This is a genomic window from Promicromonospora panici (assembly GCF_900608595.1).
Taxonomy (GTDB): domain Bacteria; phylum Actinomycetota; class Actinomycetes; order Actinomycetales; family Cellulomonadaceae; genus Promicromonospora; species Promicromonospora panici.
In genome coordinates this window covers 1-23,207 of sequence record NZ_UWYY01000003.1, presented here as the reverse complement: position 1 = coordinate 23,207, position 23,207 = coordinate 1, and the positions used below count along the sequence as shown (strand labels likewise).

The following is a 23,207-nucleotide window of genomic DNA, read 5'->3' as shown; positions in this document are numbered from 1 at the left end:
ATGTCCGACCCCGACGACCCCGTGCGCGAGCCGCGGGACAACCCCGCCGGCAGCCCCAAGGACACCGCCGTCGCCGAGCTGGAGCGGCAGCGCACCGAGCTGCGCGAGCTCGGCCTGGAGACGTCGCCGGCCCCGCGCGACGCGCTGGTGGACCCGACGCGGCCGCTGGTGAGCCGCCGCGGCTGGCAGGACAACACCTTCCGCGTCGCCGCCCACTCCGGCGGCACGCTGGTGCTCCTGATCATGACGCTCGTCGGCGTGTTCCTGCTGTGGCGGGGTGCCCAGGCGATCGACGTCGCGGGTTGGGACTTCATCACCGAGCAGGACTGGGAGCCCAACTCGGGCCGGTTCGGCATCGCGGCGGTGCTGTTCGGGACGATAGTCATCGGGCTGACGGCGATCAGCGTGGCCGTGCCGCTCGCGCTGGTCACCGCCACGTACATCACCGAGTACGCGCCGGCGGGGATCAAGCGGTTCCTGATCGGCGTCATCGACCTCATGGCCGCCATCCCCAGCGTCGTCTACGGGCTGTGGGGCGCGTACTGGCTGGAGGGGAACCTGCTGCCGGTGGCGCAGTGGATCTCCACGTACTTCGGCTGGATCCCGATCTTCCGGGTTTCACAGTTCGACCCGAGCGACCCGCTGGCGACCCCCACGGTGTTCACCGCGTCCGCGATCCTCGCCGGGCTGATCGTCTCGATGATGGTCGCGCCGATCTCGGCGGCGATCATGCGCGAGGTGTTCGACCAGGCGCCGGTGGGGGAGCGGGAGGGCGCCCTGGCGCTGGGGGCCAGCAAGTGGGGAGTGATCCGCAACGTCGTCTACCCGTTCGGCACCGGCGGGATCATCGGCGGCACCATGCTCGGCCTCGGCCGGGCGCTGGGCGAGACCATCGCCGTCTACCTCGTGATCAGCCCGCTGTTCGTCATCAACTGGCAGGTGCTCAGCACCGGGACCAACTCGATCAGCTCGCTCATCGCCCTCAAGAACGGCGAGGCGAACGACTTCGAGGTGTCGGCCCTCATGGCCGCCGGGCTGGTGCTGTTCCTCATCACCATGCTGATCAACTTCGTCGCCGGATTCATCATCCAGCGTTCCCGCTCGGGCGCTGCGAGCTGAGGAAGACCATGACCGTCACCGAGACATCCCAGGGCGCCCGCCGCGCCGACCGGCCGGGCCGGTACACCCGCACCCACCTGCCCGGCCGGGACGGGCGCATCACGCCCGCCCGGCCCGAGGTCCAGCGAGAGCTGTCCGGCCTGCGCCGCGAGGACGTGCTCCGCGTCGTCGGCGCCGCGGCGGCCGGCATCGCGTCGACCGCCTGGCTGTTCACCCAGGTCCTGCCGTTCCAGGGCGCGCTGCCGTTCGTGCTGATCGCCTACGTGCTGTTCCTCGGCTTCTTCGTGGTGCTGATCAGCTTCGACGACGACCGCATCACCATCAAGGACCGCGTGGCCAGCGTGCTCATCCACTCGGGCGCCGTCGTGCTGCTGCTCGCGCTCGTGGTTGTTGTGGTCTTCGCGCTCACGGAGGGTCGCCCGGCGTTCACGCAGGGCAACTTCTGGACGCAGGACCTGTCCCTGGCCGGCCCGCTGGATCCGCTGAACATCGGCGGCATGGCGCACGCCGCCGTCGGGACGCTGATCATGATCTCCTTCGCACTGGTGATCTCGATCCCGCTGGGCCTGCTGACCGCGGTGTGCCTGGCCGAGTTCCCCAGCCCGTTCACCCGGATCGTGCGCACGGTCACCGAGGCGATGACGGCGCTGCCGTCCATCCTGTGCGGCCTGTTCATCCTGGCCACCTACATCCTCATGTTCGGTGCGCCCAAGTCCGGCTTCGCCGCCTCGCTGGCGATCACGATCATGATCCTGCCGATCATCATCCGGTCGGCCGACGTCGTCCTCCGCCTGGTCCCGGCGACGCTCAAGGAGGCGTCGTTCGCGATGGGCGCCAGCCACTGGAGCACCATCTGGAACGTGGTGCTGCCCACGAGCAAGTCGGGCCTCATGACGGCGATCGTGCTCGGCACCGCACGCGGTATCGGCGAGACCAGCCCCATCCTGCTCGTCGCCGGGTACACCACCTACTACAGCTGGAACCCGTTCGACGGGCCGATGGTCTCGCTGCCGCTCGCCACGTTCACGCTGGTCAAGAGCCCCGAACCCGCGCAGATCGCGCGCGGGTTCGGCGCGGCGGCGGTGCTGATGGTGCTCGTCTTCCTGTTGTTCGCGATCGCCCGCCTGATCGGCGGCAAGGGCGCCGGGGTGCTCAGTCCAGGCGGTGCGCGCCGGGCGCAGCGGGCCTCTGTGCGGGTCGCGGCGCGGTTCCGGAGGGGCGGGCCGACGGCGGTGGCGGCTCCGGCGTCGGCCGCTCCGGCGTCGGACGCCCCGCCGCCGTCAGCCCCGCCGTCGGACGAAGACACCCTCACCGATGACAAGGAGGCCGGACGATGACCGCCACCACCACCCACCGCGCTCTGCGCGTGCGCGCGCTGATCGCCGGGCTGGGCGTGCTGCTCGTGCTCGCGGGCGCCGTCGTGCCGGCTGGAACCGCGGCTGGTGCGCCCGCCACCGGGCAGCAGCAGGCCGTACAGCAGGCGGCGCCCGCGGCCGTCGGCAAGGTGCACGCCCCGATCAACGGCGCCGGGTCGACCTGGTCGGCCAACGCGCTGCAGCAGTGGATCCGCAACGTCTGGTCCAACTACCAGTGGAAGATCACGTACTCCGAGTCGGGCTCGACCCAGGGCCGCAACAGCTTCGCGAACGGTACGGCGGACTTCGGCGTCAGCGAGATCCCGTACGCGATCGCCAACTCCAACGAGGGCGACGTCCGGCCCGCCCGGGAGTTCGCCTACATGCCGATCGTCGCGGGCGGCACCGCCTTCATGTACAACCTGCAGGTCGGGGGCAAACGGGTCACGAACTTGCGGCTGTCCGGAGAGACGATCGCCGAGATCTTCACGGGCGAGATCACCCGCTGGAACGACCCGAAGATCAAGGAGGACAACCCGCAGCTCGCCCTGCCGGGCATCCCGATCGTGCCCGTGGTGCGTTCCGACGGGTCGGGCGCTACTGCCCAGTTCTCCATCTGGATGCGTCAGGAGCAGACCAGGGCCTGGGACGCGTACTGCGGCAAGGTGAACCGTCCGATGATCAACGGACACTGCGGTGTGACGTCCAACTATCCGGTGGTGCCGGGCTCGGGGTTCGTGTCCCGGGCCGGTTCGAACGGCGTGGCCGGGTACGTGGCGCAGTCCCACGCGGTGGGGGCGATCACGTTCGTCGAGTACTCCTACGCGCTGAACAGCGGCTTCCCGGTGGCCAAGATGCTCAACCGGTCCGGCTACTACACGGAGCCGACGGCGGCGAACGTGGCCGTGGCGCTGCTCCGGGCCAAGATCAACGAGAACCGCAGCTCGCCGGACTACCTCACGCAGAACCTGGAGGACGTCTACGCCTTCGACGACCGGCGCGTGTACCCGCTGTCCAGCTACTCGTACATCATCCTGCCGACGTCGCAGGACGCCGGGTTCAACCTCGACAAGGGCCTGACGCTGGCCGACTTCGGCGCCTACTTCCTCTGCGAGGGGCAGCAGCAGGCCGACACGCTGGGCTACTCGCCGCTGCCGATCAACCTGGTCAAGGCGGGACAGACACAGATCCAGAAGATCCCGGGCGGCGACCCGGTGATCAAGGGGATCAACGACTGCAACAACCCGACCTTCTCGCCGGACGGCACCAACCGGCTGGCCAACGAGGCGCCCTACCCGCCGGCGTGCGACAAGAAGGGTCCCACGCAGTGCAGCACGGGTACGGGTGGGTCCAAGGACACCCCGACGGCCCCGTCCGGGGACAACGGCGGAGGGGGCGGTGAGGGCGACGGCGACGGGTCGGGTGGACCCGATGGCGACGGCCCCGGCGGTCCGGACGGCGGGCCGGACGACGGCCCGGACGGTGGTGGGTCCGACGACGGCTCAGGCGGTGGTGGCGGGCCTGACGGCGGTTCGGGCGGCGGTGGCGGAAGCGGTAACGGCGATGCCGGTTCGGGTGGCGGCGGCGACGCCGAGGTGGTGGACGAGAACGCCGAGCCCGTGCTGGTCGCCGCGACCCCGCAGACCCTGCCGGTGGCCGGCGGCGGGTTCGTCCCGCAGCTCGCGATGGTCGGCCTGGGGCTGGCGTTGATCCTCGCCGCGGTGCTGCCGCCGCTGGTCGGCAAACGCGCGCGGACGGCGCTGCCGGTGCCCGGTGGCCGCGGGGCCCGTGGGCCCTCAGGAGGTGCTTCAGCGTGATTCCCAGGGCTATTTCTCCGGCCTTTCCCGGTGCCCACGAGCGTGGCGTGGAAAATATCCCGCTGAATGTCGCAGGCGAATTCATCGAAAAGGGTGAAATTCATTCCGCATGGTGGATTTCCCGTCGTGCGGCGCTCGGACGCCCCCACCCCAGGGAGGGGTCTAGCCCCCTCCTTTCGGGTGGTGTCCTGGGACAACGCTCGGACGGACGGGCGTGTCGGAACGGCGGCCCGGCGGCCGAGACGGCACGTGTTCCCGCCGGTCGCGCGACTCTTGAAACGTGTCGTTCATCTGCCGTCCCCCGTAGCGGTGCTATTTCTCAATTGTCTGTCCACTATTCCTATGGTTGCCAATATCGGCGGTCGGCAGCAATGCTTTCCCCGTCCGGACCGGTGCGAGCCGGGGACGCAGCGCACGAGTCGAACGGAGAACCTCGATGAAGCTCCGCAGCCGCACGACCAGCGTGCTCAGCGCGATCGTCACCCTGGCCTCGGCCGGTGGGCTCGTGGCGCTGTACGCGCCGTCGGACGCGCGGGCGGCCGGCGAGGGGACCGACTCCGCGGTGACCGTGAAGTGGGCCGGGGGCAACGGCGACCTGCAGCGGTTCCAGCCGGACCGGTCGCACATGGTCGACAACGCGGACGGGTCGGGGCACTGGGAGGACTTCAAGGACCTTGAGGTCACGGTGTCCCAGACGGAGGGGCTGATCGACCAGACGGTCACGGTCACGGCGACCGGGATGGCCCCGAGCGTTCGGCCCACCAACAACACGTATCAGAACTTCCTCCAGATGTTCCAGTGCTGGGGACCGGACCCCGAGGCTCCGGGCTTCGCGGAGACGTGCCAGTACGGGTCGTACGCGTTTCCCGAGGTCGGGGGCATGGCGAACGAGCTGCAGGGCTCGTTCAACGACGTCGCGGTGCTTGCCCGCGGTACCGACGATGCGAGAGCGCTCCCGTTCCGGGCTGTGACGGGGCAGGTGAGTGAGCACGTCGAGGTGGTCCAGCCTGGTGAAGCCGGCACCATCTACCGCAACCGAGGGCTGGGGGCCTTCTTCACCGCATCGTCGTCCAACGAGCTGCCGCTCGTGCCGGTGGATGACGACGGGGCGCGGGTGGGGTTCGTGACGCAGTCGGCGGCGGCGCAGCCCTACCTGGGGTGCGGAGATCCTGAGGCCGCCGGGGAGCGGTGCTGGCTCGTGGTGGTGCCGCGTGGCACGCACTCAGGCTCGCTCAAGGACGCGGCGACAAAGTGCGTGAGCAACGTGAGGCCGAACAACGGGTTTGGCGACACGCCGCTGAACCAGTTCGGCTCCCCGATCGGGACGGACTGCAGCTTCTGGGCCAACCGGATGGTCGTCCCGCTGGACTTCCGGAACCCGTTCGTCACCTGCCCGCCTGGGTCGGCCGAGCGCCGGGTCGTGGGCAGCGAGCTCGTCGCGCACGCCATGAGCTCCTGGCAGCCGGCATTGTGCGCCGATGACGACGGCGCGACGTTCAGCCTGAACACCAGCTCGGGCAACCAGGTCCGGGGTCAGCTCCTGACCGGGCAGGCGAACCTGGCTGCGGTGAGCCTCCCGCTCACACCCGAGACGATCGGCTCCACCAACCCCGAGCTGCTCGACGGCGCGGACATCGGCTACGCACCGCTGGCGAACTCCGCGTTGACGATCAGCTTCTACGCCGCGGAGCGTGGCGGTCGTGTTGTGCATGACCTGCGGCTCACGCCGCGCCTGGTCGCCAAGATGCTCACCCAGTCCTACCGGCGCGACGTGCCGCAGCCCCAGAACGGCAATCCTCCGGTCAGCCAGTCCCTGGATGCCCTCAAGGTCGAGGAGGTCGTCTCGGACGAGGAATGGGTGGCGCTGGGCAACCCGACCGAACTACGGGCTTTCGCGCCGATGGTGGTGCCGGGCCCGCAAGGTGATGACGCGATCCAGATGCTGTGGGAGTACATACAGGCGGACGCGGACGCCCGCGCCTTCCTGAGCGGCGCGCCCGATCCGTGGGGCAACGTGGTCAACCCCTACTACCTGCCCTCGGGGCACTCAGGTGCTGCGGGCGGTGGTTACCCGGTGGACCTGTCGGTCGAACCGATCGACATGTTCCCCAAGGCGGACCGGACCCAGTTTCCTGACGCGGCCAACGACGACCCGAAGTACAAGGGAGCGAAGTTCGGTTCGGAGTCCTACGTGCCGTACTCCACCACGCTGGAGGCCAACGCCAGTCGGATCGCGCGTCGGGATCATCAGCGGATCACGGGGTGGGATCCCGACTGGTTCTCGGGATTGAACTCGGGCCGGTGGGCCCCCAGCTCCCCGATCCCGCCAGGTGGCCAGGGCCTGCTCCTCGGCCCGGCGCTAGCGCCGTCGGCCGAGCTGTTCCGCCTGGACACGGCCGCGCTGGCCCAGCCGCTGGACGAGTTCACGACCGCCCGGACCGTGGCCTCGGCGCGAGAGTTCGTCGAGTATGACCCGGCCACAGTCACCCGTGCTGTCGCGGGAGCTTCTCTCGACAAGGACGGCCTGACCAACTTCGACGTCACGGCACTTCCCGACGGCGCCTATCCACTGACCACCACGGTGCATGCGGCCGTGAACCTGAATCAGCCTCAGCTGGACCGTCAGGCTCGTGTCGACTACGCGGGGTTGCTGGAATACGCGGCCGCGGACGGCAACGTCGTGACGGGTGATCGTGGCGGGCTGCCCGAGGGGTACGTGCCACTGACCGACGAACAGCAGGAAGCTGCACTGGACCTGGCAGACCGCTTGCTCGCACCGCCAGGGAAGAGCACACCTACGGACCCGGACGAGACCGACCCGGACGGTGACGGCGGGAACGGGGACGAAACATCTGGAGGTTCGGCCGACCCGGAAGGCGGGGGTCCGGGAGACACCAACGCGACGGTGCCGGTCCCGGTGGACGGCGTCGACCCGACGGCCGACGGTCCGCCATCCGGCCCGGGATCCGACGACGGTCCGGGAACTGACACCACGACGACGCAGGACGAGGCGGTGTCGACCGAGGACACCACACCGCTGGGTGCTTCGGTCGCGCTGGGCGGCACCCTCATCGCGGGCCTGGCCGGCATGGTAGGCGCCCCGTTCCTCATGCGCCGACGTGACATGACCGGCTGACCGGGCGCCGAACCCGGACGCTCGGCGGCGAGCACAACTCCACACAGGTTTCCCGTGCGGGCACCACCCCCCGCCCGCACGTGGAAGGCCCCTCACCCGGGGCGCGAAACCAGGGTGAGGGGCCGTGTCCGCAAGGACACAGGGTCGCACGCGACCTTTGGGGGGAGACCCTAGATGGAAAGGCAAGCCATGTCCATGCACCACCAGCGCGGAGCCCGTGTGCTCCTCGCCGGCGCCGCGACAGCTGCGCTTCTCCTGGGCGGGGCGCTCGGCGCCTCGGCCGACCCGATCAACCCCGCCACCGGCCAGCCTGATCTGAACCGGACGATCGACGGCACGGGTTCCGACACCACGCAGGACGTCCTCAACGGCCTCGCGGCCGTGACGCTCGACGCTGACGAAGAGCTCTTCCTGGGCTCCTGGGACGCGACGATCCCGGCGGGTGACGACAACTTCATCCAGACGCGTCCGGGTGGTCCGCAGATCCCCCGACCCAACGGGTCCAGCCAGGGTGTCGCGGCGCTGCGCGCTGCGATCAACGGCACCACGCTGACCAACGCCCGTGGTACCTCGAGCGCGCCGCTGTCGCGTGCGGACCTGCAGTTCGCGCGCTCGTCGAGCGGCGTCCCGGAGAGCACGTCCGGCGTGCTGTCGTACGTCCCGTTCGCGGTGGACGCCGTCACGTACGCGGTGAACGAGGACAACACCACGCTCCCTCGCAACCTGACGCTGGACGACCTCACCAAGATCTACGAGGCCGACCAGGGCACCACCGTCAGCCTGAGCATCGGCAACCGCACCGTGGGCCGTGAGGGCAGCGGCGCGCAGATCGTGCCGTTCATCCCGCAGGCCGGTTCCGGCACGCGGTCCTTCTGGATCAGCACGATCGTCGGTCCCGAGTCTGACCTCGGCACCGCCGTGACCGACTCGTTCACCGACAACGGCACCGGTCAGTCGCGGATCGTGCAGGAGCACGACGGCAGCGTCCTCGCGGACGTGCCGAACTCGATCGCGCCGTTCTCGATCGCGCAGTTCGTGGCGCAGACCCGCGTTGCTGCCTCGCCGACGCACTACAGCGCCGCTTACGGCGTGACGGTGAACGACCGCCGGGCCGGTGCGGAGCTGGCCACGATCAACAGCGTCCAGCCGCTGGTCAACGGCCGCCTCAACACCGCCTTCCCGGTAGCGCGTGCGGTGTTCAACGTGGTCGAGCACGACGCCGTCGCCACGAACGCCGACCTGCGTCACGCGTTCTGGAACAACCCCGCCACCCCCGCGGTGGAGGGCGCCATCTACACCGCCGTCCGCCCCGGCACCAGCACGCTGGTCATCGAGGACTTCGGCTTCGGCTCCCTTGGTGCCAACGGTCAGGACATCGCCGGCTCGCACTACGACGCCGGTGACATCGAGAACTACCGCGCCAACTGAGTCCCCTGCCGGGGGCTCAGCTCTCGGCTGAGGCTCGGCCGGGGTGCGTCCGCTCGTCGGGCGCACCCCGGTCCCGGCGGCCGGTCACGACACAGCCGTACCTGCCAGATCGCCGGCCACGACGGAAAGCCGTCGCGCCGGCCGCCTACCCCCCAGAGAGGAAAGACCAGCATGAGAACCCGACCCTGGAGCGCCCGAGCGGCACTCGCGGGCGTGCTCGCCCTGATGCTCACCGGCGTCGCCGGTGTGAGTACCTCGACCGCCTCGACCTCCCCGTCCATCCCGGATGAGCTGAACTCCGCGAACCGGATCGGGGACCTGACCATCGTCGAGCCTGCGACCAGGACCCTCCGGAACGCGGGAGACCCGGCCGAGGTGAACACCGCGGTCGGGTGTCCCGAGGGCTTCCGCGCATCGTCGCGCACGTTCCTGTTCTGGTCGGACGGCACGCGCGTCCCTGCCTTCGCGGCGACGACTCGCATGAACGAGACCGCCGGGTACGGCCTCGACGGCCAGCCGATCCACCTGACAGGGGTGTACGCCTCGGCCTGGTCCAACCTGTCGACCCTCGCCATGTTCCGTACGGGAGCCGCGACGCTCGTCGTCACCTGTGACCCGGGCGGGCCCAGCGACCCCGACATGAACGACAGCTCGCAGCCGGTCGGAAACGCCAAGTACTTCACGCTGCCGAGGCAGCTGGAGATCGACGTCGCCAACGAAACCTGGCGCGTCGCCGAAGGTCCGGGCGAAGAGGTCGATACCACCACCACCCTGACGCCGACGGCCAACAACGACGGTTCGGTCACCCTGACCGCGACGGTCGCGCCGGCGGGCGCGACCGGAGATGTTACGTTCACCGACGTTGGCGCGGGCGCCTCGGTCGGGACTGATGCGCTCGAAGGGGGCGCCGCATCCGTGACGGTCGGCGACCTCCAGGCCGGTCGGCAGTACACGTTCCGGGCCGAGTACGCGGGCGACGCAGGCCACAAGCCGTCGACGTCCAACGATGCGAACGTCACGACGGTGGCTGAGCCGACACCGCCGAAGCAGGAGCAGACCGAGGTCACGGTGACGATCCCGGCGTCCGCGGCGACGGGCCTGCAGCTCACCGTCACGGCCGGCGGTGCGTCGCTCGGCGAGGCGACCCTCAACGGTTCCCAGTTCGAGGCGAGCGGGACCCTCGGCGAGGTCCGGGTGACCGACAACCGTGACCCGCGTAACGGGTGGGCGCTCAACGGTGCGGCGAGCGACTTCGTCAAGTCCGGTGCCCAGGGGACGACGTTCTCGGCCGCTGCCCTCGGCTGGACGCCCAAGCTCGTCGCCGGCCCTGGTTCTGCAGGAAGCGCGGTCGCGCCCGGCGCCGGACTGTCGACCCAGCGGACCCTCGCGTCGCTCCCTGCGGGTGCGTCGGCGCCGGAGACGCGTGTCAACGCTGACCTCATGTTGCGCGTGCCGCAGGAAACCCCCGAGGGCGCCTACTCGGCGACCCTCACACTCACCCTCATCTGACAGTCCGACGCGACGTGGGGCGGCTCCGGCAGGAGCCGCCCCACGTCTCACAGATTCCGGTGCGGGTTCCGTCCCCTGCCCGCATGCGGAGGCCCCTCACCCGGGGCTCAATCCAGGGTGAGGGGCCGTGCCCGCGAGGGCACAGGTCGCTCGTGACCTATGGGGTGAATTCTACGACAAAGGTAGGACTCATGTCTCACACCACTGTCAGCCGGGTGGCCATGCGCCTCGCGGCTGCGCTCACGATCGTGCTCGGGGCCGCCATGGTCGCCCCGGCCGCGCAGGCGGTGAACCCGGTGCTCGACGCCGACAACCGCCTGGGTGGCATCACCCTCGACAAGACCTCCGGTGAGATCTCCAGCACCGACGGACCCCAGTCCCTGACCACGCAGGTCGGGTGCCCCGAGGGCTACCGCGGCTCGTCGCGGCCGCTGTTCGTGTGGCCCGACGGCACCTGGCCGGCGGCCAGCTCGGCATTCGACCCGGGCTTCCCGGCCTTCGTGCTGCTGGCGGGCTCCACCATCGAGGGCTCCGGCCTCGACGGCCAGCCCATCAACCGCACGGGCCTGTTCGCGTCCCGCTGGGCCGGCTTCGGCTTCCCGGCCGACCGCTTCGACGGCCACAGCGGCGTCGCCACCTACGTGATCACGTGTGACCCGGGCGACGCGCCGAGTGACACGTACCCGACCGCCGCCGCGGGCGTGGGCACCTCGAAGTACTTCTCCGTGGACATCCGTCTCACGTGGGACGACGCCGCCAACACCGGCACGTGGGCGATGGTCAAGGAGACCACCACCACGACGCTGACCGCCAAGGAGCACTGGAAGTCGGCCACGCTCACCGCCAAGGTCGGCCCCGCCTCGGCCACCGGCACGGTGACGTTCAAGGACGTCAACACCGGCAAGGTCGTCGGCACCGGCACCGTGACCGACGGCGTTGCCTCGGTCACCGTGACCGACCTGAAGCCGTGGAAGACGTACACCTTCCGCGCGCAGTACTCGGGCGATACCCAGCACGACGGTTCCACGTCGAACAGGGTCCGCGTGAACTGCTGACGGTCTGATCGCCAGCTGGACCCTCCTGGGTGGCCCCGGTCCGCACCTAGCGGGCCGGGGTCATCTCGTCTGCCTCGCACGTCTCGTGACTTCGGTCCCTTGCTCTGAGATCGGTCTATCAACCGACCGATCGACACCCCCTCCGTTCGGGCGGGGAATCACCCCCTCCTTTCGGGTGGTCCTCGGCGCCCAACTGGGCCCACCGCCCGCCGTCGGGCACCACGCGGTCTTGCCTGCAGGAGAGTAAATGCGCAGGTCAGCTGGGTTGTGACCCGAGTGCGGCGCCGCCGTCCACATGCCGTCCACCTGGACGTCGCCCCGCCGCAACGTGCGCTCCGCCTCCGCGATGTTTGCCCGCCGCACGGCCCGTCACGATGATTCGAATGTCCAGACCGGCGCTGCCCAGAACAGGGGCGCCGGCACGTATCCCGCGGTCCGGCACAGGACTGCGACCGGGTCTGGAGAACCTCACGATGATCGTCCGAAGGACCCTCGCGCGTGGCGGGCTCGCCGCCGGACTGCTCGCCGTCCTCAGCGGCACGGTCGCGCCCGCTCAAGCGACGCCCGCACACACCGCCGACGACCGCGAGGTCACCTGGAGCGTCCAGCCCGCCGGCCCCGAGGGCCCCGACGGCCGCACCGAGCTCACCTACGACGTCGAGCCCGGCAGCACCATCAGCGACTGGGTGTCGGTGTCCAACTACTCGGACCGGTCGGCGTCCTTCCGGGTCTACGGGTCCGACGCGACCACCGACTACGACACCGGCGCCTTCACCCTGATCGGCGCCGACCAGGCGTCCACCGACCTGGGTTCGTGGACGTCGGTGGATTCCGGCTCCGCCGTCTGCCCTGACACGAACGACGACGCCGAGGCGTCCTGCGCGGCCGACCTCGGCGTCGCCGTCAAGCTCGAGCCCGGTGCCCGCGCCGACATCCCGTTCACGATCACCGTGCCGCACGACGCGACGCCCGGCGACCACGCCGCGGGCATCGTCGCCTCCTTCCGCTCGGGCGCCTCGGACGGTGACGGGTCGGCCGTGCAGGTGGAGCAACGCGTCGGCACCCGCATCTACCTGCGGGTCGACGGCGAGATGCGGCCCGCGCTCGACGTCACCGGCATGGTCGCCGGGTTCGACGGCGTCGCCAACCCCTTCGGGGCCGGCACCGCGACCGCCGGGTTCGACCTGACGAACACCGGCAACACCCGGATCTCCGGCGAGCCGGAGGTCCGGATCACCGGGCCGTTCGGCATCGACCTCGGCGTTGCCGAGGTCGAGCCGGTGGAGAACCTGGTGCCCGGCGGCACCGCGCACGTCGCCGCCGAGGTCCCGGGCGTGCCGCCCGCGCTGCTCCTGTTCGCCGACGTCGTCGTGACCCCGGCCGCCGCGGAGAACCCCGGCAAGGGGGCCGACGACGACGCGCTGCCCGCGCCGGTGCGGGCGTCCGCGCAGGCGTGGGCCGTGCCGTGGCCGCTGGCGGGGATCGTGCTGCTCGTGGCGGGCGGGATCTGGGCCGTCGTGGCCTGGCGCCGCCGGTCGCGGCGTCTGCTGGGCGAGGAGCTCGCCGCCTACACCGAGCGCATCCGGGCGGACGCCCTGGCCGAGGCGCGCTCCGGGGCGTCCGCCGCGAGCGGTCCCGGGGACCGGCCTGGCGCCGGCCCGACCCCTGGCCACAAGGCCGGCTCGACCCCTGACCACGAGAGCGAGGCTCTGCGATGAGAACCCGACGACCCCTCCGGCTCGCCGGCGTCGTCCTGGCCGCCGCCGCGCTGTTGCTCGGCCCGGCCGGCGTCGCGCACGCCGACGAGGCCGAGGACACCGGGATCAGCGTGACGATCCCCGACGTCGATCCCACGGACGAGCCGACCGACGAACCCACCCCGGACCCGACGGACGACCCGGCGCCGAACCCGCCAGGGAACGGGCCGGGCGACGGCCCGTCCGGCAACGGGGACGACCCGGCAGGCGGGGGATCCGGTGGCGGGACGGGCGGCGGCGGAACCGGCGGCACGGACGACCCCGGCACGGGCGGCGGCACCGGGAACGACACCCCGGGCGGCGGCACCGACCCCGAGGACGACGCGCCCGGCGACTCGGCCGACGTCCCGGACCCCGAAGAGTGCGCGCCCCTCGAGCCCGCGGTTCCGCAGGAACCGGCGGACGACGGCGACGCCGCGAAGCTCGACGAGACCGTCCGGCCGGCCGGCGAGGAGGTCGTCGTGCGCGCGACCGACTTCGGCGAGCGCGAGAAGGTGCAGCTCGTCCTGTTCGCCGAGCCCCAGGTCGTCGAGACCGTCCGCGCCGACGGCGAGGGCGTGGTCGAGGCGCCGGTCACGATCCCGGAGAAGACGCCGTCCGGCCCGCACGCGCTGCAGCTCACGGGCTGGTGCGGCCAGGTGGCGGTCGCGGAGATCCTCGTGGCGTCGCCCGGCGACGGGGCCGCGGGTGCCGGGATCCCGGCGTGGGCCTGGTGGACGGGCGGCGGCGTCGGGCTGGCCGGGGTAGGCGTGGGCGGCTGGTACGTGTTCCGGCTGATGCGGGCGCCTGGCGCCGGAATGCCGGTGGCCGGCAACGCGGGGGTGACGGTCTGATGAGCAACCCGGTGACGACGTCCGACAAGGACGCCAAGGACCTGCCGGACAACCCGAGCCCGGCGAGCGACGAGCCGTCGAACCCGTACGCGGCGCCCAACACGCGGAGCGCCAAGCGCAGGAACGCCCGGCTCGCCCTGGCGGCCGCCGCCGCGACGCCGCGGCAGCAGGTCCCGCGCGACGGACGCTGGTGGGCGGGCGCCGCGATCCTGACGGTGTCCATGCTGCTGCTGGCCTTCGTGGCGCACGCGGCACTGTTCTCCACCGCGCAGCACAACCGCGCGCAGCTGATCGCCTACGACGAGCTGCGGACCTCGCTGGCCAAGGCCGAGACGCCCGTCGGCCAGCTCGACCTGAACGGCGACCTGGTGGAGGCGGGCACACCGATCGCGCTGCTGGAGATCCCGGCGCTGGGCGTCTCGGAGGTGGTGGCCGAGAGCTCGACCTCGCGTGTGCTGCGGGCCGGGCCGGGACACCGGCGGGACTCCGTGCTGCCCGGCCAGGCGGGGACGTCGGTGATCCTGGGCCGCCAGCTCACCTACGGCGGGCCGTTCGGCGGCCTGGAGCGGCTGGCGCCCGGCGACGAGATCCACGTGACCACCGGCCAGGGCAAGCACACCTTCCAGGTGTTCGGCCTGCGCCGCGCGGGCGACCCGCTGCCCGAGCCGATCGGCGACGGCGAGGGTCGCCTGGAGCTGATGACCGCCGACGGGCTGCAGCTCTTCCCGTCCGGAGTGCTACACGTGGACGCCCAGCTCACCTCCGACCTGCAGGAGACCCCCACCAAGGTGCTCGCCGAGCCCGCGCTGCCCGACGAGGAGCGCGAGATGGCCGGCGACGACGGCTCCTGGTACATCGCCTTCTTCGTGCTCGTGTTCTTCGTCGCCGCCGGCGCCTCGCTGTGGTGGCTGTGGACGTCGTGGGGGCGGTGGCACGCCTGGCTGATCGGCGTGCCCGTACTGCTCGCTCTGGGCGTGACCTGCGCCGACATCGTCATGGACGCGCTGCCGAACCTGCTCTGAAGGGACCTGACATGACCATCGAGGAACAGACCACGGGGACCGCCACGGGCGTGACGGCGGCGCCTGAGCCCGCCGCAGACTGGCCGACGACGCCGGGCGCGGTGCAGGGACCGCCGTCGGGCAGGGAACTGTCGGTGCTGGACGCGCGGAACGTGTCCGCCTGGTTCGGCTCGCACAAGGTGCTGGAGCGCGTGTCGCTGACCATGCCGGCGGGGCAGGTGACGGCGCTGATCGGGCCGTCGGGCTGTGGCAAGTCGACGTTCCTGCGCATCCTCAACCGGATGCACGAACTTGTGCCGATCGCGGCGCTGGCCGGCGAGGTGCGGCTCGACGGCGACGACATCTACGACCGGCGCAAGAAGATCCAGGACGCCCGCAAGGACATCGGCATGGTGTTCCAGAAGCCGAACCCGTTCCCGGCGATGTCCATCTACGACAACGTCGTGGCCGGCCTGAAGCTCACGGGCGTGCGGGCGTCGCGGGACGAGAAGGACGAGCTCGTCGAGCGGTCGCTCACCTCCGCCGGCCTCTGGAAGGAGGTCAAGGACCGGCTCGCGCAGCCGGGCGGCGGCCTCTCCGGCGGCCAGCAGCAGCGGCTCTGCATCGCGCGGTCGCTCGCCGTGCGGCCCAAGGTGCTGCTGATGGACGAGCCGTGCTCCGCCCTGGACCCGACGTCCACCCGGGTCATCGAGGAGACCATGGTGGAGCTGCAGAAGGAGGTGACGATCGTGATCGTCACCCACAACATGCAGCAGGCGCAGCGCGTCTCCCAGCAGTGCGCGTTCTTCCTGGCCGCGCAGGGCACGCCCGGCGCCATCGTCGAGCACGGCGACACCGAGGCGATGTTCTCCGAGCCGCAGGACGAGCGCACCTACGACTACGTCAACGGCCGGTTCGGGTGATCCGGGACGCCGCAGGATGAGCGCGGGATGAGCGGCGGCGACGAGGCGAGGCCCGGGCCGGGCGAGGGCGTGCCGGACGGCTCGCTGTTCGGCGGGTGTTACCTCCTGGGGGACCTGCTCGGCGTGGGCGGGACGGCGTCGGTGTTCGCGGCGGAGGACGTCGGCGCGGGGCTCGGCGAGGCCGGCCGCCCGGTCGCGCTGAAGATCTTGCACCCGCACCTGAGCGCCGACGCCGCGTCGCGCGACGCGTTCCTGGCCGAGGCGCGTGCCGCGCAGGAACTGCACCACCCGAACATCGCCGCGGTGCACGGCTCCGGCGTCCAGGAGGTCGCCGGGGTCGCGCTCGCGTGGATCGCCCTCGACCTGGTCGACGGCGGCAGCGTCGGCGAGCGGGTCGACGCCGCGGGTCCGCTGCCCCCGGCCGAGGCCGCCGCCGTGCTCGACGGCGTGCTGGCGGCGCTCGTCGTCGCGCACGAGGTGCGGCTGGTGCATCGCGACGTGTCCCCGGCGAACGTCATGCTGCAGGGCGTGGGGCCCGACGAGGCGTTGCGCGCCGAGCACGTGCGGCTCGTCGACTTCGGCCTGGCCGACGCCGCGGGCCGTACCGCCGTCGGCCAGGACGTGCTGCGGGCCGGCGAGGACGTGCTGCGTGCCGGACCCGGCCCGGACGGGTCCGCGGTGACCGTGGTGCTCGACGCCGCCCAGGTCGGGATCGCGCGGACCCGGGCCGCGGGGAGCGCCGCGGCCCGCGGCACGCGTGACGCCGCGACCGTGGTGGGCAACCCGCAGTTCATGTCGCCCGAGCAGGCCCAGGGCCGGCCGGTGCGGGTGGCGGGCGACGTCTACCAGGCGGGCGCGCTGCTGTACTACCTGCTCACGGGCCGTCCGCCCTTCCCGCGCGACACCGACGCCCAGGTGCTCGACGCGCACGTGTCCGCGCCGCCGCCCGTGCCGTCGGCGCTGGTGCCGGGTGCGCGCGCGTTCGACCGGGTCGTCACGCGCGCCATGCACAAGACGCCGGTCCGCCGCTTCCGCGACGCCGCCGAGATGCGCGCGGCCCTGACGGAAGCGACCACCCATCGACCCGACCCACCGGAACCGTTGAGTGCGGGATTCTCGCCCGATCAGGAGCCCACGTCAGGGCGAGAATCCGGCACTCAACGGACCGGGGGGTTGGAGTACTTGACTCCGGCCGAGGTCGAGCCGGAGCTTGTCGGTGCGCGGCGGAACGGCGTCGCGGGGGCATGGGCCGTAGTGGCCGGGCTGGTCGTGGCCGGGTTGGCCGGCTGGGCCGCCATCGCGGCGCCCGGGCTGCCGGACGGCGGGGCATCGCCCTCGCCGAGCGCCAGCGCCTCCGCCTCGCCCACGCCGACGCCGTCCCGCACGGCGAGCCCGTCGCCGTCGCCTTCGGCGTCGTCCGACCCGTCGCCGTCGACGACGCCGTCCGGGACCGGCGCCCCGTCGCTGTCCGCCACGCCGACGCCGTCGGAGACGGGCAGCGCGCCGGCCGTGCCGCCGTCGGGCAGCGAGCGGGTGTCGGTGCCGGTCCTGACCGGGACCCTGGGTGAGGCCCAGGACGCGCTCCGCGATGTCGGGCTGGTGCTCGGTGACGTGACCCGCGTGGACTCGCCCGAGCCCGTGGACACGGTGCTCGGTCAGCGGCCCGTCGCGACTCGGACCGTCCGGGAGGGGACGGAGGTCGACGTCACCGTCGCGAGCGGCCGCAACGCCGTGCCGACCGTGGCGGGTATGGCCCTGGGGGCCGCCGTGGCCGAGCTCGAGTCGGCCGGCTTCGAGCCCGTGCTGGAGGACCCGAACGCGCCGCCCACGCTTCCCACCTCGGGCACCACGCCGCGCGCGGGCACGGTGCTGCGGCTGGGCGTGAGTGTGACGGTGCTGGTCGGGGAGCCGGAGCCGACGCCGTCGGCGTCGCCGTCCTGAGCTGCCCCGCCGGAGCGCTGGACCTTGCCGGCGCGGAGCGGTTCCGGGAACCGACGGGTTCCGGTCGTCCGGCGTTCATCTGCGCGTCAGCGCACGGCGCTTGCATGAGCTGACCACGTCAGCCGGTGCAGGTACAAGGAGACGGACCCATGCGCGGAACAACCATCGTCGTCGCGGCCCTGGCGGCCGCGACCCTGCTCGGAGGGCTCGCCGTGCCGGCGTCGGCCATACCGGCGTCGGCCGCATCGGCGCCAGCCGCGCCGGCGTCGGCCACGCTGCCCGGGGGCGTCGAGCTGGGCGAGCCGCACGACGCCGCGCACGCCCACAACGACTACGAGCACGAGCGTCCGCTCCGCGACGCCCTGTCCCACGGATTCACCAGCGTCGAGGCGGACGTCTGGCTGGTCGACGGCGAGCTGCTCGTCGCGCACGACCTGGTCGACGTCGACCCCGGCAAGACCCTGGAGAGCCTCTACCTCGACCCGCTGGAGGACCTGACGCGCGGCCGCGGCCGGAGCGTCTACCCCGGCTGGGACGGCAGCCTGCAGCTTCTGATCGACATCAAGTCCGACGGCGAGTCCACCTACGCGGCCGTCCACGAGGCGCTCGCCGAGCACGCGCGGATGATGACGCGCTCCGTGCACGGCCGGGTGCGGACCGGTCCGGTGACCGCCGTCATCAGCGGCAACCGGCCCCTGGACACCATGCGCGCGCAGCCCGTGCGGTACGCGTTCTACGACGGGCGGTCCGGCGACCTGGGGTCCGGTCTCCCGGCGAGCCTGATGCCGCTGGTCAGCGACAACTGGACCAAGCTCTTCACGTGGCAGGGCGACGGCGAGATGCCCGCCGCCGAGCGGGAGCGGCTGCACGCCTTCGTGGACCAGGCGCACGCCGCGGGCTACCGGGTCCGGTTCTGGGCCACGCCCGACCAGCCGGGCGCGACCCGCGAGGCGATGTGGACCGAGCTCGCGGACGCCGGCGTCGACCACATCAACACCGACGACCTGGCAGGTCTGGACGCCTACCTCTCCGCCCGCTAGCCGCGCAGCCCGGGGCGAGGGCTGGCGCCCCGCCCCGGGCGTCACGAGGGGTCGCGCCCAGAGAGCGGCGCAGGCCGATCTCGCGCCGGCGTTCGAGCACCGAGATGATCATGGGATTGGCCGCGCCTGTCCCGCCCACCAGCAGGGCTATCGAGCCGAAGATTGTGAGTTCACGCCGGCGCGGCGGCGCCGAGCCGAAGGTTGTGCGTCCATGCCGACGTCGAACCGAACGAAATGAGTCCTCCGGGCCCTCCAGGGACCCGCAAGTCTCGGTTCGGCGACTGTGGTGGCTCACAAGGTGCGGTTCGGCGCGTGAGTCGCAATCCGACCGAGCTGGTCAGCGGCGGAGCTCTATCGCGGTCAGGCCTGCCAGGCTGAGGATCAGGCGGTCGCCCGTGTCGACGATCGTCGCCAGCACCTGGTCGCAGCCCGCGCACCGGGCGACCAGCCCGGGCGCGTTGGTGTAGACCATGGCCTCGGCCATGACGGACATCCGGCCGCAGCCCCCGCAGCGGGCGCGTGCCGCGGTCACGTCCCCCGTGAACACCTCGGAGAGTGCGCCCGCGAGAACGTTGCCGTCGAGATGATCGGTCATCACAAACCTCCGAAGCGTTCGGTGTGGATGTCCGCCGCCGCGTGGCCGAGCTCCTGCAGCCAGCGGGCGACCGCCTCGACGAAGCCCGTCGAGCCGCAGACGTAGACCCGCGGCCGCTCCGCCGCGGGGATCGTGCGGGCGGCGAGCGTCTCCCGGGTGAGGCGCCCGACGGCGTCGGGCCAGCCGTCCGGCGCCTCGCGCGTGTAGACGAGGTCCAGCCCGAAGGCCGGACCGGCGAGCGCGGTCAGCTCGTCCGCGAAGAAGACGTCGGCCGGGGTGCGGGCCGAGTACAGCAGCCGGAAGCGCGCGGCGTCGTCGGCGGCGCCGTGCGCGGCGGCCATGGCATACAGCGGGACGACGCCGGAGCCGCCCGCGATGAGCTGGACCGGGCGGTCGCTCTCGCCCGGGCGCCAGACGAAGAACGCGCCCAGCGGGCCGTGCAGCTCGAGCTGGTCGCCGGGCCGCACCTCGCGGACCAGGAACGGCGAGACCTCGCCGTCGGGCAGCTCGTCGATCGCGAGCACGACCTGCCCGGCCGGCGGCTCCGCCGTCGTCCCCGCCGGGGTCGACGAGGCTATCGAGTAGGACCGGCTCGCCTGGTAGCCGTCCGGGGCGGTGAGCCGCAGGTCGACGTGCGAGCCCGCCTCGCTGCCCGGCCACGTGGGCACGTCGAGCACGAGCCGCGCGGCGGTGGGCGTCTCGCGGCGGGTCTCGACGACTGTCGCGACGTGCCACGCAGGGCGCGGCCGCGACGCGCGGACCGGGGTCATGGGCTCGGCGCTCACCAGTACCGCTCCTCCTTCCACGGGTCGCCGTACAGGTGGTAGCCGTACTGCTCCCAGAAGCCCGGGTCGTTGTCGGGCATCATCGTCAGGCCGCGCAGCCACTTCGCGCTCTTCCAGAAGTACAGGTGCGGCACGAGCAGCCGGGCGGGGCCGCCGTGCTCGGGGTCCAGCGGCCCGCCGTCCGCCTCGGTGGCGATCCAGGCCTTGCCGTCGAGCAGGTCCTCCAGCGGGATGTTCGTCGTGTACCCGCCGTAGGAGTGCGCCATGACGTACTCGTGCTCGGACTCGACGTTCTCGAACACCTTGTCGAGGCTGACGCCGCGCCAGTCCATGTCGAGCCTGGACCAGTGGGTGACGCAGTGGATGTCGACGGTGACGTCCTCGACGCCGAGCGCGAGGAGCTCGTCCCAGCTCCACCGGTGCTCCGCGCCGGTCTCGTCGCGGATCGTGAACTCCCAGTCCGCGGTGTCGACGTGCGGCGTGGGCCCGGCACTGAGCACCGGCCAGTCCTGGACCAGCGTCTGGCCGGGTGGGAGGCGTGTGTCCGGTTCACGTCTGCGGCCGGAGAAACCACGGGTGGCGAAGGACATGCTGACTCCCGTCCGGGCGACCTGGGGCCGGGCCGACGGGCCCGGCTCGATGGTGCGATCAGCGTAGAGCCGCGGGGCGCCCCGTGGCGCGTGGAACCGGCCCTCACGTGCGGGCGAACTTTCGGGCAGGCGAAATTGCGGGCCGCGCCGCCCGTCCTCCCGACGTCGTAGGGTCGGATTCATGACCAAGGAGCCGCTCCGGCCCGACGAGCTGGAGGTCTTCGAGGCCCTCCGGCCGCGCCTCGAGGCCATCGCGTACCGCCTGCTGGGTTCGGCCGCCGAGGCCGAGGACGCCGCCCAGGAGACGTTCCTGCGCTGGGAGGCCGCCGACCGTGAGCAGATCAGGGTGCCGGAGGCGTGGCTGACCCGCGTGCTCACCAACCTGTGCCTCACCCAGCTCAAGTCGGCGCGGGCCCGGCGCGAGGTCTACGTGGGCCAGTGGCTCCCGGAGCCGGTGCTCGACGGCGACCCGATGCTCGGCCCGGCGGACACCGCCGAGCAGCGCGAGTCCGTGTCGACGGCGATGCTCGTGCTGATGGAGCGCCTCACTCCCAACGAGCGGGCGGTCTACGTGCTGCGGGAGGCGTTCGCCTTCTCGCACGCGGAGATCGCCGAGATGCTCGACATCACCGAGGTGAGCAGCCAGCAGATCCTTCACCGTGCCAAGCAGCACCTGGCCACCGAGCGGTCCCGCACCGAGGTGGACCGGACGGCGGCCCGCGAGGTCGTGGAGGAGTTCCTCGCGGCCGCCACGACCGGGCGGACCGAGCCGCTGGTGCGCCTGCTGACCTCCGACGCGATGGGGATGGGCGACGGTGGCGGCAAGGTGCCGGCTCGTCCGAAGCCGTTCTTCGGCGCCAAGGAGGTCGCCCAGTTCCTGCGCGGCCTGTTCCGGCCCTCCGCGGCCAAGCGGGCGGTCGTCGGCGGGAGCCCCGACATCTACGCCTGGACCGCCAACCGCCGTCCGGCGCTGGTCATCGTGGTCGACGACCGGGTGGTCGCCGTCATGACCCTCGACGTCACCGCTGACGGGATCGCCTCGGTCCTCACCCAGGCCAACCCGGACAAGCTCGACCGCGCCACCCGGCAGTGGGCGACTTCGGACCACGGCGAGCCGCTGATCAGCGTCTGGTGAGCTGAGAGTGACCGCCGTCACACCCGCGGGTGTCAGGGATCGGCGCGCCGTCCAGTTCAGGGGGTGTCACCCGCCCACGACAGGATCGAGCGACCTATGAAGCACCGCATAGTCATTCTCGGAGCCGGGTATGCCGGGGCGTCCGCGGCCGGCCGCCTGGCGCGGCGTCTGCACGCCGACGACGTCGACCTCACCCTGGTCAACGCCGAGCCGGACTTCGTCGAACGGGTCCGGATGCACCAGGTGGCCACGGGCCAGCAGCTCCGCCACCGGCCGCTGACCGACCTGCTCGCCGGCACGGGCGCGACCGTGCGCGTCGCGCGCGTGACCGCCGTCGACGTCGACCGGAGGACCGTGACCCTCGCGGGGCACGACGGCGCGGGGCCTGGCGGCGCCGCGCCCGACGGCGCCGCCGAGCTCGGTTACGACACACTCGTCTACGCCCTGGGCAGCTCCATGGACGACCACGGCGTGCCCGGGGTCGCCGAGCACGCCCACGAGCTGGCGAGCCGACCCGGGGCGCTCCGCCTGCGCGATCGCCTGGCCGAGCTCGCTCCCGGGTCCCGCGTCGTGGTGGTCGGCGGCGGTCTGACCGGCATCGAGTCGGCCACCGAGATTGCCGAGGCCCACGAGGACCTGGACGTCACCATGGCCGTCCGGGGCGATCTGGGCGACTGGCTCTCCCCGGCGGGGCAGCGGCACCTGCGCGGCACCTTCGGCCGCCTCGGCATCACCGTCCACGAGCACACCGCCGTCGAGCGCGTCGGCGCCACCGAGGTGCTGACCGGCGACGGCGGCACGATCCCGGCGGACGTCACCGTCTGGACCGGCGGCTTCGCCGTCCACCCGATCGCCGCCGCTTCGGCGCTGCAGGTGTCGGAGCGCGGGCAGATCGTCGTCGACGGCACCATGCGGTCCGTCTCCCACCCGGACGTCTACGCCGTGGGCGACGCCGCGCTCGCCGAGGGCCCGCTCGGCAACCCGCTGCGGATGTCGTGCGCCTCGGGCATCCCCATGGCCTGGCAGGCAGCCGACTCCATCGCCGCGCGGCTGACCGGCGGCAAGCTGCCGAACGCGCCGCTGGGCTACGTGCACCAGTGCATCAGCCTGGGCCGGCGGGACGGCCTCATTCAGTTCGTCACTCCCGACGACCGGGCCAAGCCCGCCGCACCCGGCGGACGGCTCGCC

General features: G+C 72.1%; 19 protein-coding genes. 15 read left to right on the top strand and 4 right to left on the bottom strand.

The genetic code is table 11. The features are described 5' to 3' along the window. The 13 genes from pstC (at position 1) to EW117_RS03655 (ending at position 18,914) form a co-directional block, all read left to right on the top strand. On the top strand, positions 1-1,119 hold the full coding sequence (pstC, locus tag EW117_RS03715; RefSeq protein ID WP_129783848.1) for a phosphate ABC transporter permease subunit PstC: 1,119 nt from the start codon (positions 1-3) through the stop codon (positions 1,117-1,119). 8 nt (positions 1,120-1,127) lie between these two features. Continuing rightward, complete coding sequence (gene pstA / locus EW117_RS30450; protein ID WP_129783846.1) at positions 1,128-2,456, top strand: phosphate ABC transporter permease PstA; 1,329 nt, start codon at positions 1,128-1,130, stop codon at positions 2,454-2,456. Then, positions 2,453-4,291 carry a phosphate ABC transporter substrate-binding protein PstS gene (locus EW117_RS03705; RefSeq protein ID WP_129783844.1) on the top strand — a complete coding sequence of 613 codons (1,839 nt, stop codon included), beginning with the start codon at positions 2,453-2,455 and terminating at the stop codon, positions 4,289-4,291. The genes pstA and EW117_RS03705 overlap by 4 nt, the downstream gene beginning before the upstream one ends. Before the next feature lie 436 nt (positions 4,292-4,727). Continuing rightward, on the top strand, positions 4,728-7,427 hold the full coding sequence (locus EW117_RS03700) for a hypothetical protein (RefSeq protein WP_129783842.1): 2,700 nt from the start codon (positions 4,728-4,730) through the stop codon (positions 7,425-7,427). A 174-nt stretch (positions 7,428-7,601) separates the two neighbouring features. Next, the gene (locus EW117_RS03695) at positions 7,602-8,855 is read left to right on the top strand and encodes a substrate-binding domain-containing protein (protein WP_129783840.1); all 1,254 of its coding nucleotides are present in this window, start codon (positions 7,602-7,604) and stop codon (positions 8,853-8,855) included. A gap of 171 nt (positions 8,856-9,026) precedes the next feature. Continuing rightward, on the top strand, positions 9,027-10,364 hold the full coding sequence (locus tag EW117_RS03690) for an Ig-like domain-containing protein (RefSeq protein WP_129783838.1): 1,338 nt from the start codon (positions 9,027-9,029) through the stop codon (positions 10,362-10,364). Between the two features lie 191 nt (positions 10,365-10,555). Further along, a complete protein-coding gene (locus tag EW117_RS03685) occupies positions 10,556-11,419 on the top strand; it encodes an Ig-like domain-containing protein (protein WP_165362443.1) in 864 nt (287 codons plus the stop codon). 473 nt (positions 11,420-11,892) lie between these two features. Continuing rightward, positions 11,893-13,137 (top strand): DUF4381 domain-containing protein, encoded by a 1,245-nt coding sequence (locus EW117_RS03680; RefSeq protein ID WP_129783834.1) that lies wholly within the window; start codon positions 11,893-11,895, stop codon positions 13,135-13,137. After that, entirely contained in the window at positions 13,134-14,009 is an 876-nt protein-coding gene (locus tag EW117_RS03675; protein ID WP_129783832.1) for a hypothetical protein, read from the top strand. Before EW117_RS03680 ends, EW117_RS03675 begins: the two co-directional genes overlap by 4 nt. After that, positions 14,009-15,031: a sortase gene (locus EW117_RS03670; protein ID WP_129783830.1), complete on the top strand. Its 1,023-nt coding sequence runs from the start codon at positions 14,009-14,011 to the stop codon at positions 15,029-15,031. Before EW117_RS03675 ends, EW117_RS03670 begins: the two co-directional genes overlap by 1 nt. A gap of 11 nt (positions 15,032-15,042) precedes the next feature. Next, a complete protein-coding gene (pstB, locus tag EW117_RS03665) occupies positions 15,043-15,933 on the top strand; it encodes a phosphate ABC transporter ATP-binding protein PstB (RefSeq protein ID WP_242504068.1) in 891 nt (296 codons plus the stop codon). 27 nt (positions 15,934-15,960) lie between these two features. After that, positions 15,961-17,874: a protein kinase domain-containing protein gene (locus EW117_RS03660; RefSeq protein ID WP_129783828.1), complete on the top strand. Its 1,914-nt coding sequence runs from the start codon at positions 15,961-15,963 to the stop codon at positions 17,872-17,874. A gap of 149 nt (positions 17,875-18,023) precedes the next feature. Next, complete coding sequence (locus tag EW117_RS03655) at positions 18,024-18,914, top strand: phosphatidylinositol-specific phospholipase C/glycerophosphodiester phosphodiesterase family protein (RefSeq protein WP_129783826.1); 891 nt, start codon at positions 18,024-18,026, stop codon at positions 18,912-18,914. Here EW117_RS03655 and EW117_RS30730 read toward each other — a convergent pair. Genes EW117_RS30730 through EW117_RS03635 form a run of 4 tightly spaced genes read right to left on the bottom strand, consistent with a single transcriptional unit; the run spans position 18,865 to position 20,884 of the window. Beyond that, positions 18,865-19,209, bottom strand: a complete 345-nt coding sequence (locus tag EW117_RS30730; protein ID WP_422890151.1) for an ABC transporter permease — start codon at positions 19,207-19,209, stop codon at positions 18,865-18,867. The genes EW117_RS03655 and EW117_RS30730 overlap by 50 nt on opposite strands. Before the next feature lie 42 nt (positions 19,210-19,251). After that, a complete protein-coding gene (locus EW117_RS03645; RefSeq protein ID WP_129783824.1) occupies positions 19,252-19,509 on the bottom strand; it encodes a DUF6510 family protein in 258 nt (85 codons plus the stop codon). Beyond that, on the bottom strand, positions 19,509-20,279 hold the full coding sequence (locus tag EW117_RS03640; RefSeq protein WP_129784355.1) for an FAD-binding oxidoreductase: 771 nt from the start codon (positions 20,277-20,279) through the stop codon (positions 19,509-19,511). Before EW117_RS03640 ends, EW117_RS03645 begins: the two co-directional genes overlap by 1 nt. Positions 20,280-20,290: 11 nt before the next feature. Continuing rightward, positions 20,291-20,884 (bottom strand): sulfite oxidase-like oxidoreductase, encoded by a 594-nt coding sequence (locus EW117_RS03635; RefSeq protein ID WP_129783822.1) that lies wholly within the window; start codon positions 20,882-20,884, stop codon positions 20,291-20,293. Between the two features lie 181 nt (positions 20,885-21,065). Here EW117_RS03635 and EW117_RS03630 point away from each other — a divergent pair, with 181 nt between their 5' ends. After that, a complete protein-coding gene (locus EW117_RS03630; RefSeq protein ID WP_129783820.1) occupies positions 21,066-22,019 on the top strand; it encodes an RNA polymerase sigma-70 factor in 954 nt (317 codons plus the stop codon). A gap of 96 nt (positions 22,020-22,115) precedes the next feature. Next, positions 22,116-23,207 (top strand): NAD(P)/FAD-dependent oxidoreductase (locus tag EW117_RS03625; protein WP_129783818.1); only part of this gene is annotated, 1,092 nt, incomplete at its 3' end.

What these genes read in the sequence shown, in the direction of transcription:
- EW117_RS03695 (WP_129783840.1), top strand. Translation starts at nt 7,602, where the DNA reads ATGGAAAGGCAAGCCATGTCCATGCACCACCAGCGCGGAGCCCGTGTG.
- EW117_RS03635 (WP_129783822.1), bottom strand. Translation starts at nt 20,884, where the DNA reads ATGTCCTTCGCCACCCGTGGTTTCTCCGGCCGCAGACGTGAACCGGAC.
- EW117_RS03675 (WP_129783832.1), top strand. Translation starts at nt 13,134, where the DNA reads ATGAGAACCCGACGACCCCTCCGGCTCGCCGGCGTCGTCCTGGCCGCC.
- EW117_RS03685 (WP_165362443.1), top strand. Translation starts at nt 10,556, where the DNA reads ATGTCTCACACCACTGTCAGCCGGGTGGCCATGCGCCTCGCGGCTGCG.
- EW117_RS03690 (WP_129783838.1), top strand. Translation starts at nt 9,027, where the DNA reads ATGAGAACCCGACCCTGGAGCGCCCGAGCGGCACTCGCGGGCGTGCTC.
- EW117_RS03660 (WP_129783828.1), top strand. Translation starts at nt 15,961, where the DNA reads ATGAGCGGCGGCGACGAGGCGAGGCCCGGGCCGGGCGAGGGCGTGCCG.
- EW117_RS03640 (WP_129784355.1), bottom strand. Translation starts at nt 20,279, where the DNA reads ATGACCCCGGTCCGCGCGTCGCGGCCGCGCCCTGCGTGGCACGTCGCG.
- pstB (WP_242504068.1), top strand. Translation starts at nt 15,043, where the DNA reads ATGACCATCGAGGAACAGACCACGGGGACCGCCACGGGCGTGACGGCG.
- EW117_RS03630 (WP_129783820.1), top strand. Translation starts at nt 21,066, where the DNA reads ATGACCAAGGAGCCGCTCCGGCCCGACGAGCTGGAGGTCTTCGAGGCC.
- EW117_RS03680 (WP_129783834.1), top strand. Translation starts at nt 11,893, where the DNA reads ATGATCGTCCGAAGGACCCTCGCGCGTGGCGGGCTCGCCGCCGGACTG.
- EW117_RS03700 (WP_129783842.1), top strand. Translation starts at nt 4,728, where the DNA reads ATGAAGCTCCGCAGCCGCACGACCAGCGTGCTCAGCGCGATCGTCACC.
- EW117_RS03705 (WP_129783844.1), top strand. Translation starts at nt 2,453, where the DNA reads ATGACCGCCACCACCACCCACCGCGCTCTGCGCGTGCGCGCGCTGATC.
- EW117_RS03670 (WP_129783830.1), top strand. Translation starts at nt 14,009, where the DNA reads ATGAGCAACCCGGTGACGACGTCCGACAAGGACGCCAAGGACCTGCCG.
- EW117_RS03645 (WP_129783824.1), bottom strand. Translation starts at nt 19,509, where the DNA reads ATGACCGATCATCTCGACGGCAACGTTCTCGCGGGCGCACTCTCCGAG.
- pstC (WP_129783848.1), top strand. Translation starts at nt 1, where the DNA reads ATGTCCGACCCCGACGACCCCGTGCGCGAGCCGCGGGACAACCCCGCC.
- pstA (WP_129783846.1), top strand. Translation starts at nt 1,128, where the DNA reads ATGACCGTCACCGAGACATCCCAGGGCGCCCGCCGCGCCGACCGGCCG.
- EW117_RS03655 (WP_129783826.1), top strand. Translation starts at nt 18,024, where the DNA reads ATGCGCGGAACAACCATCGTCGTCGCGGCCCTGGCGGCCGCGACCCTG.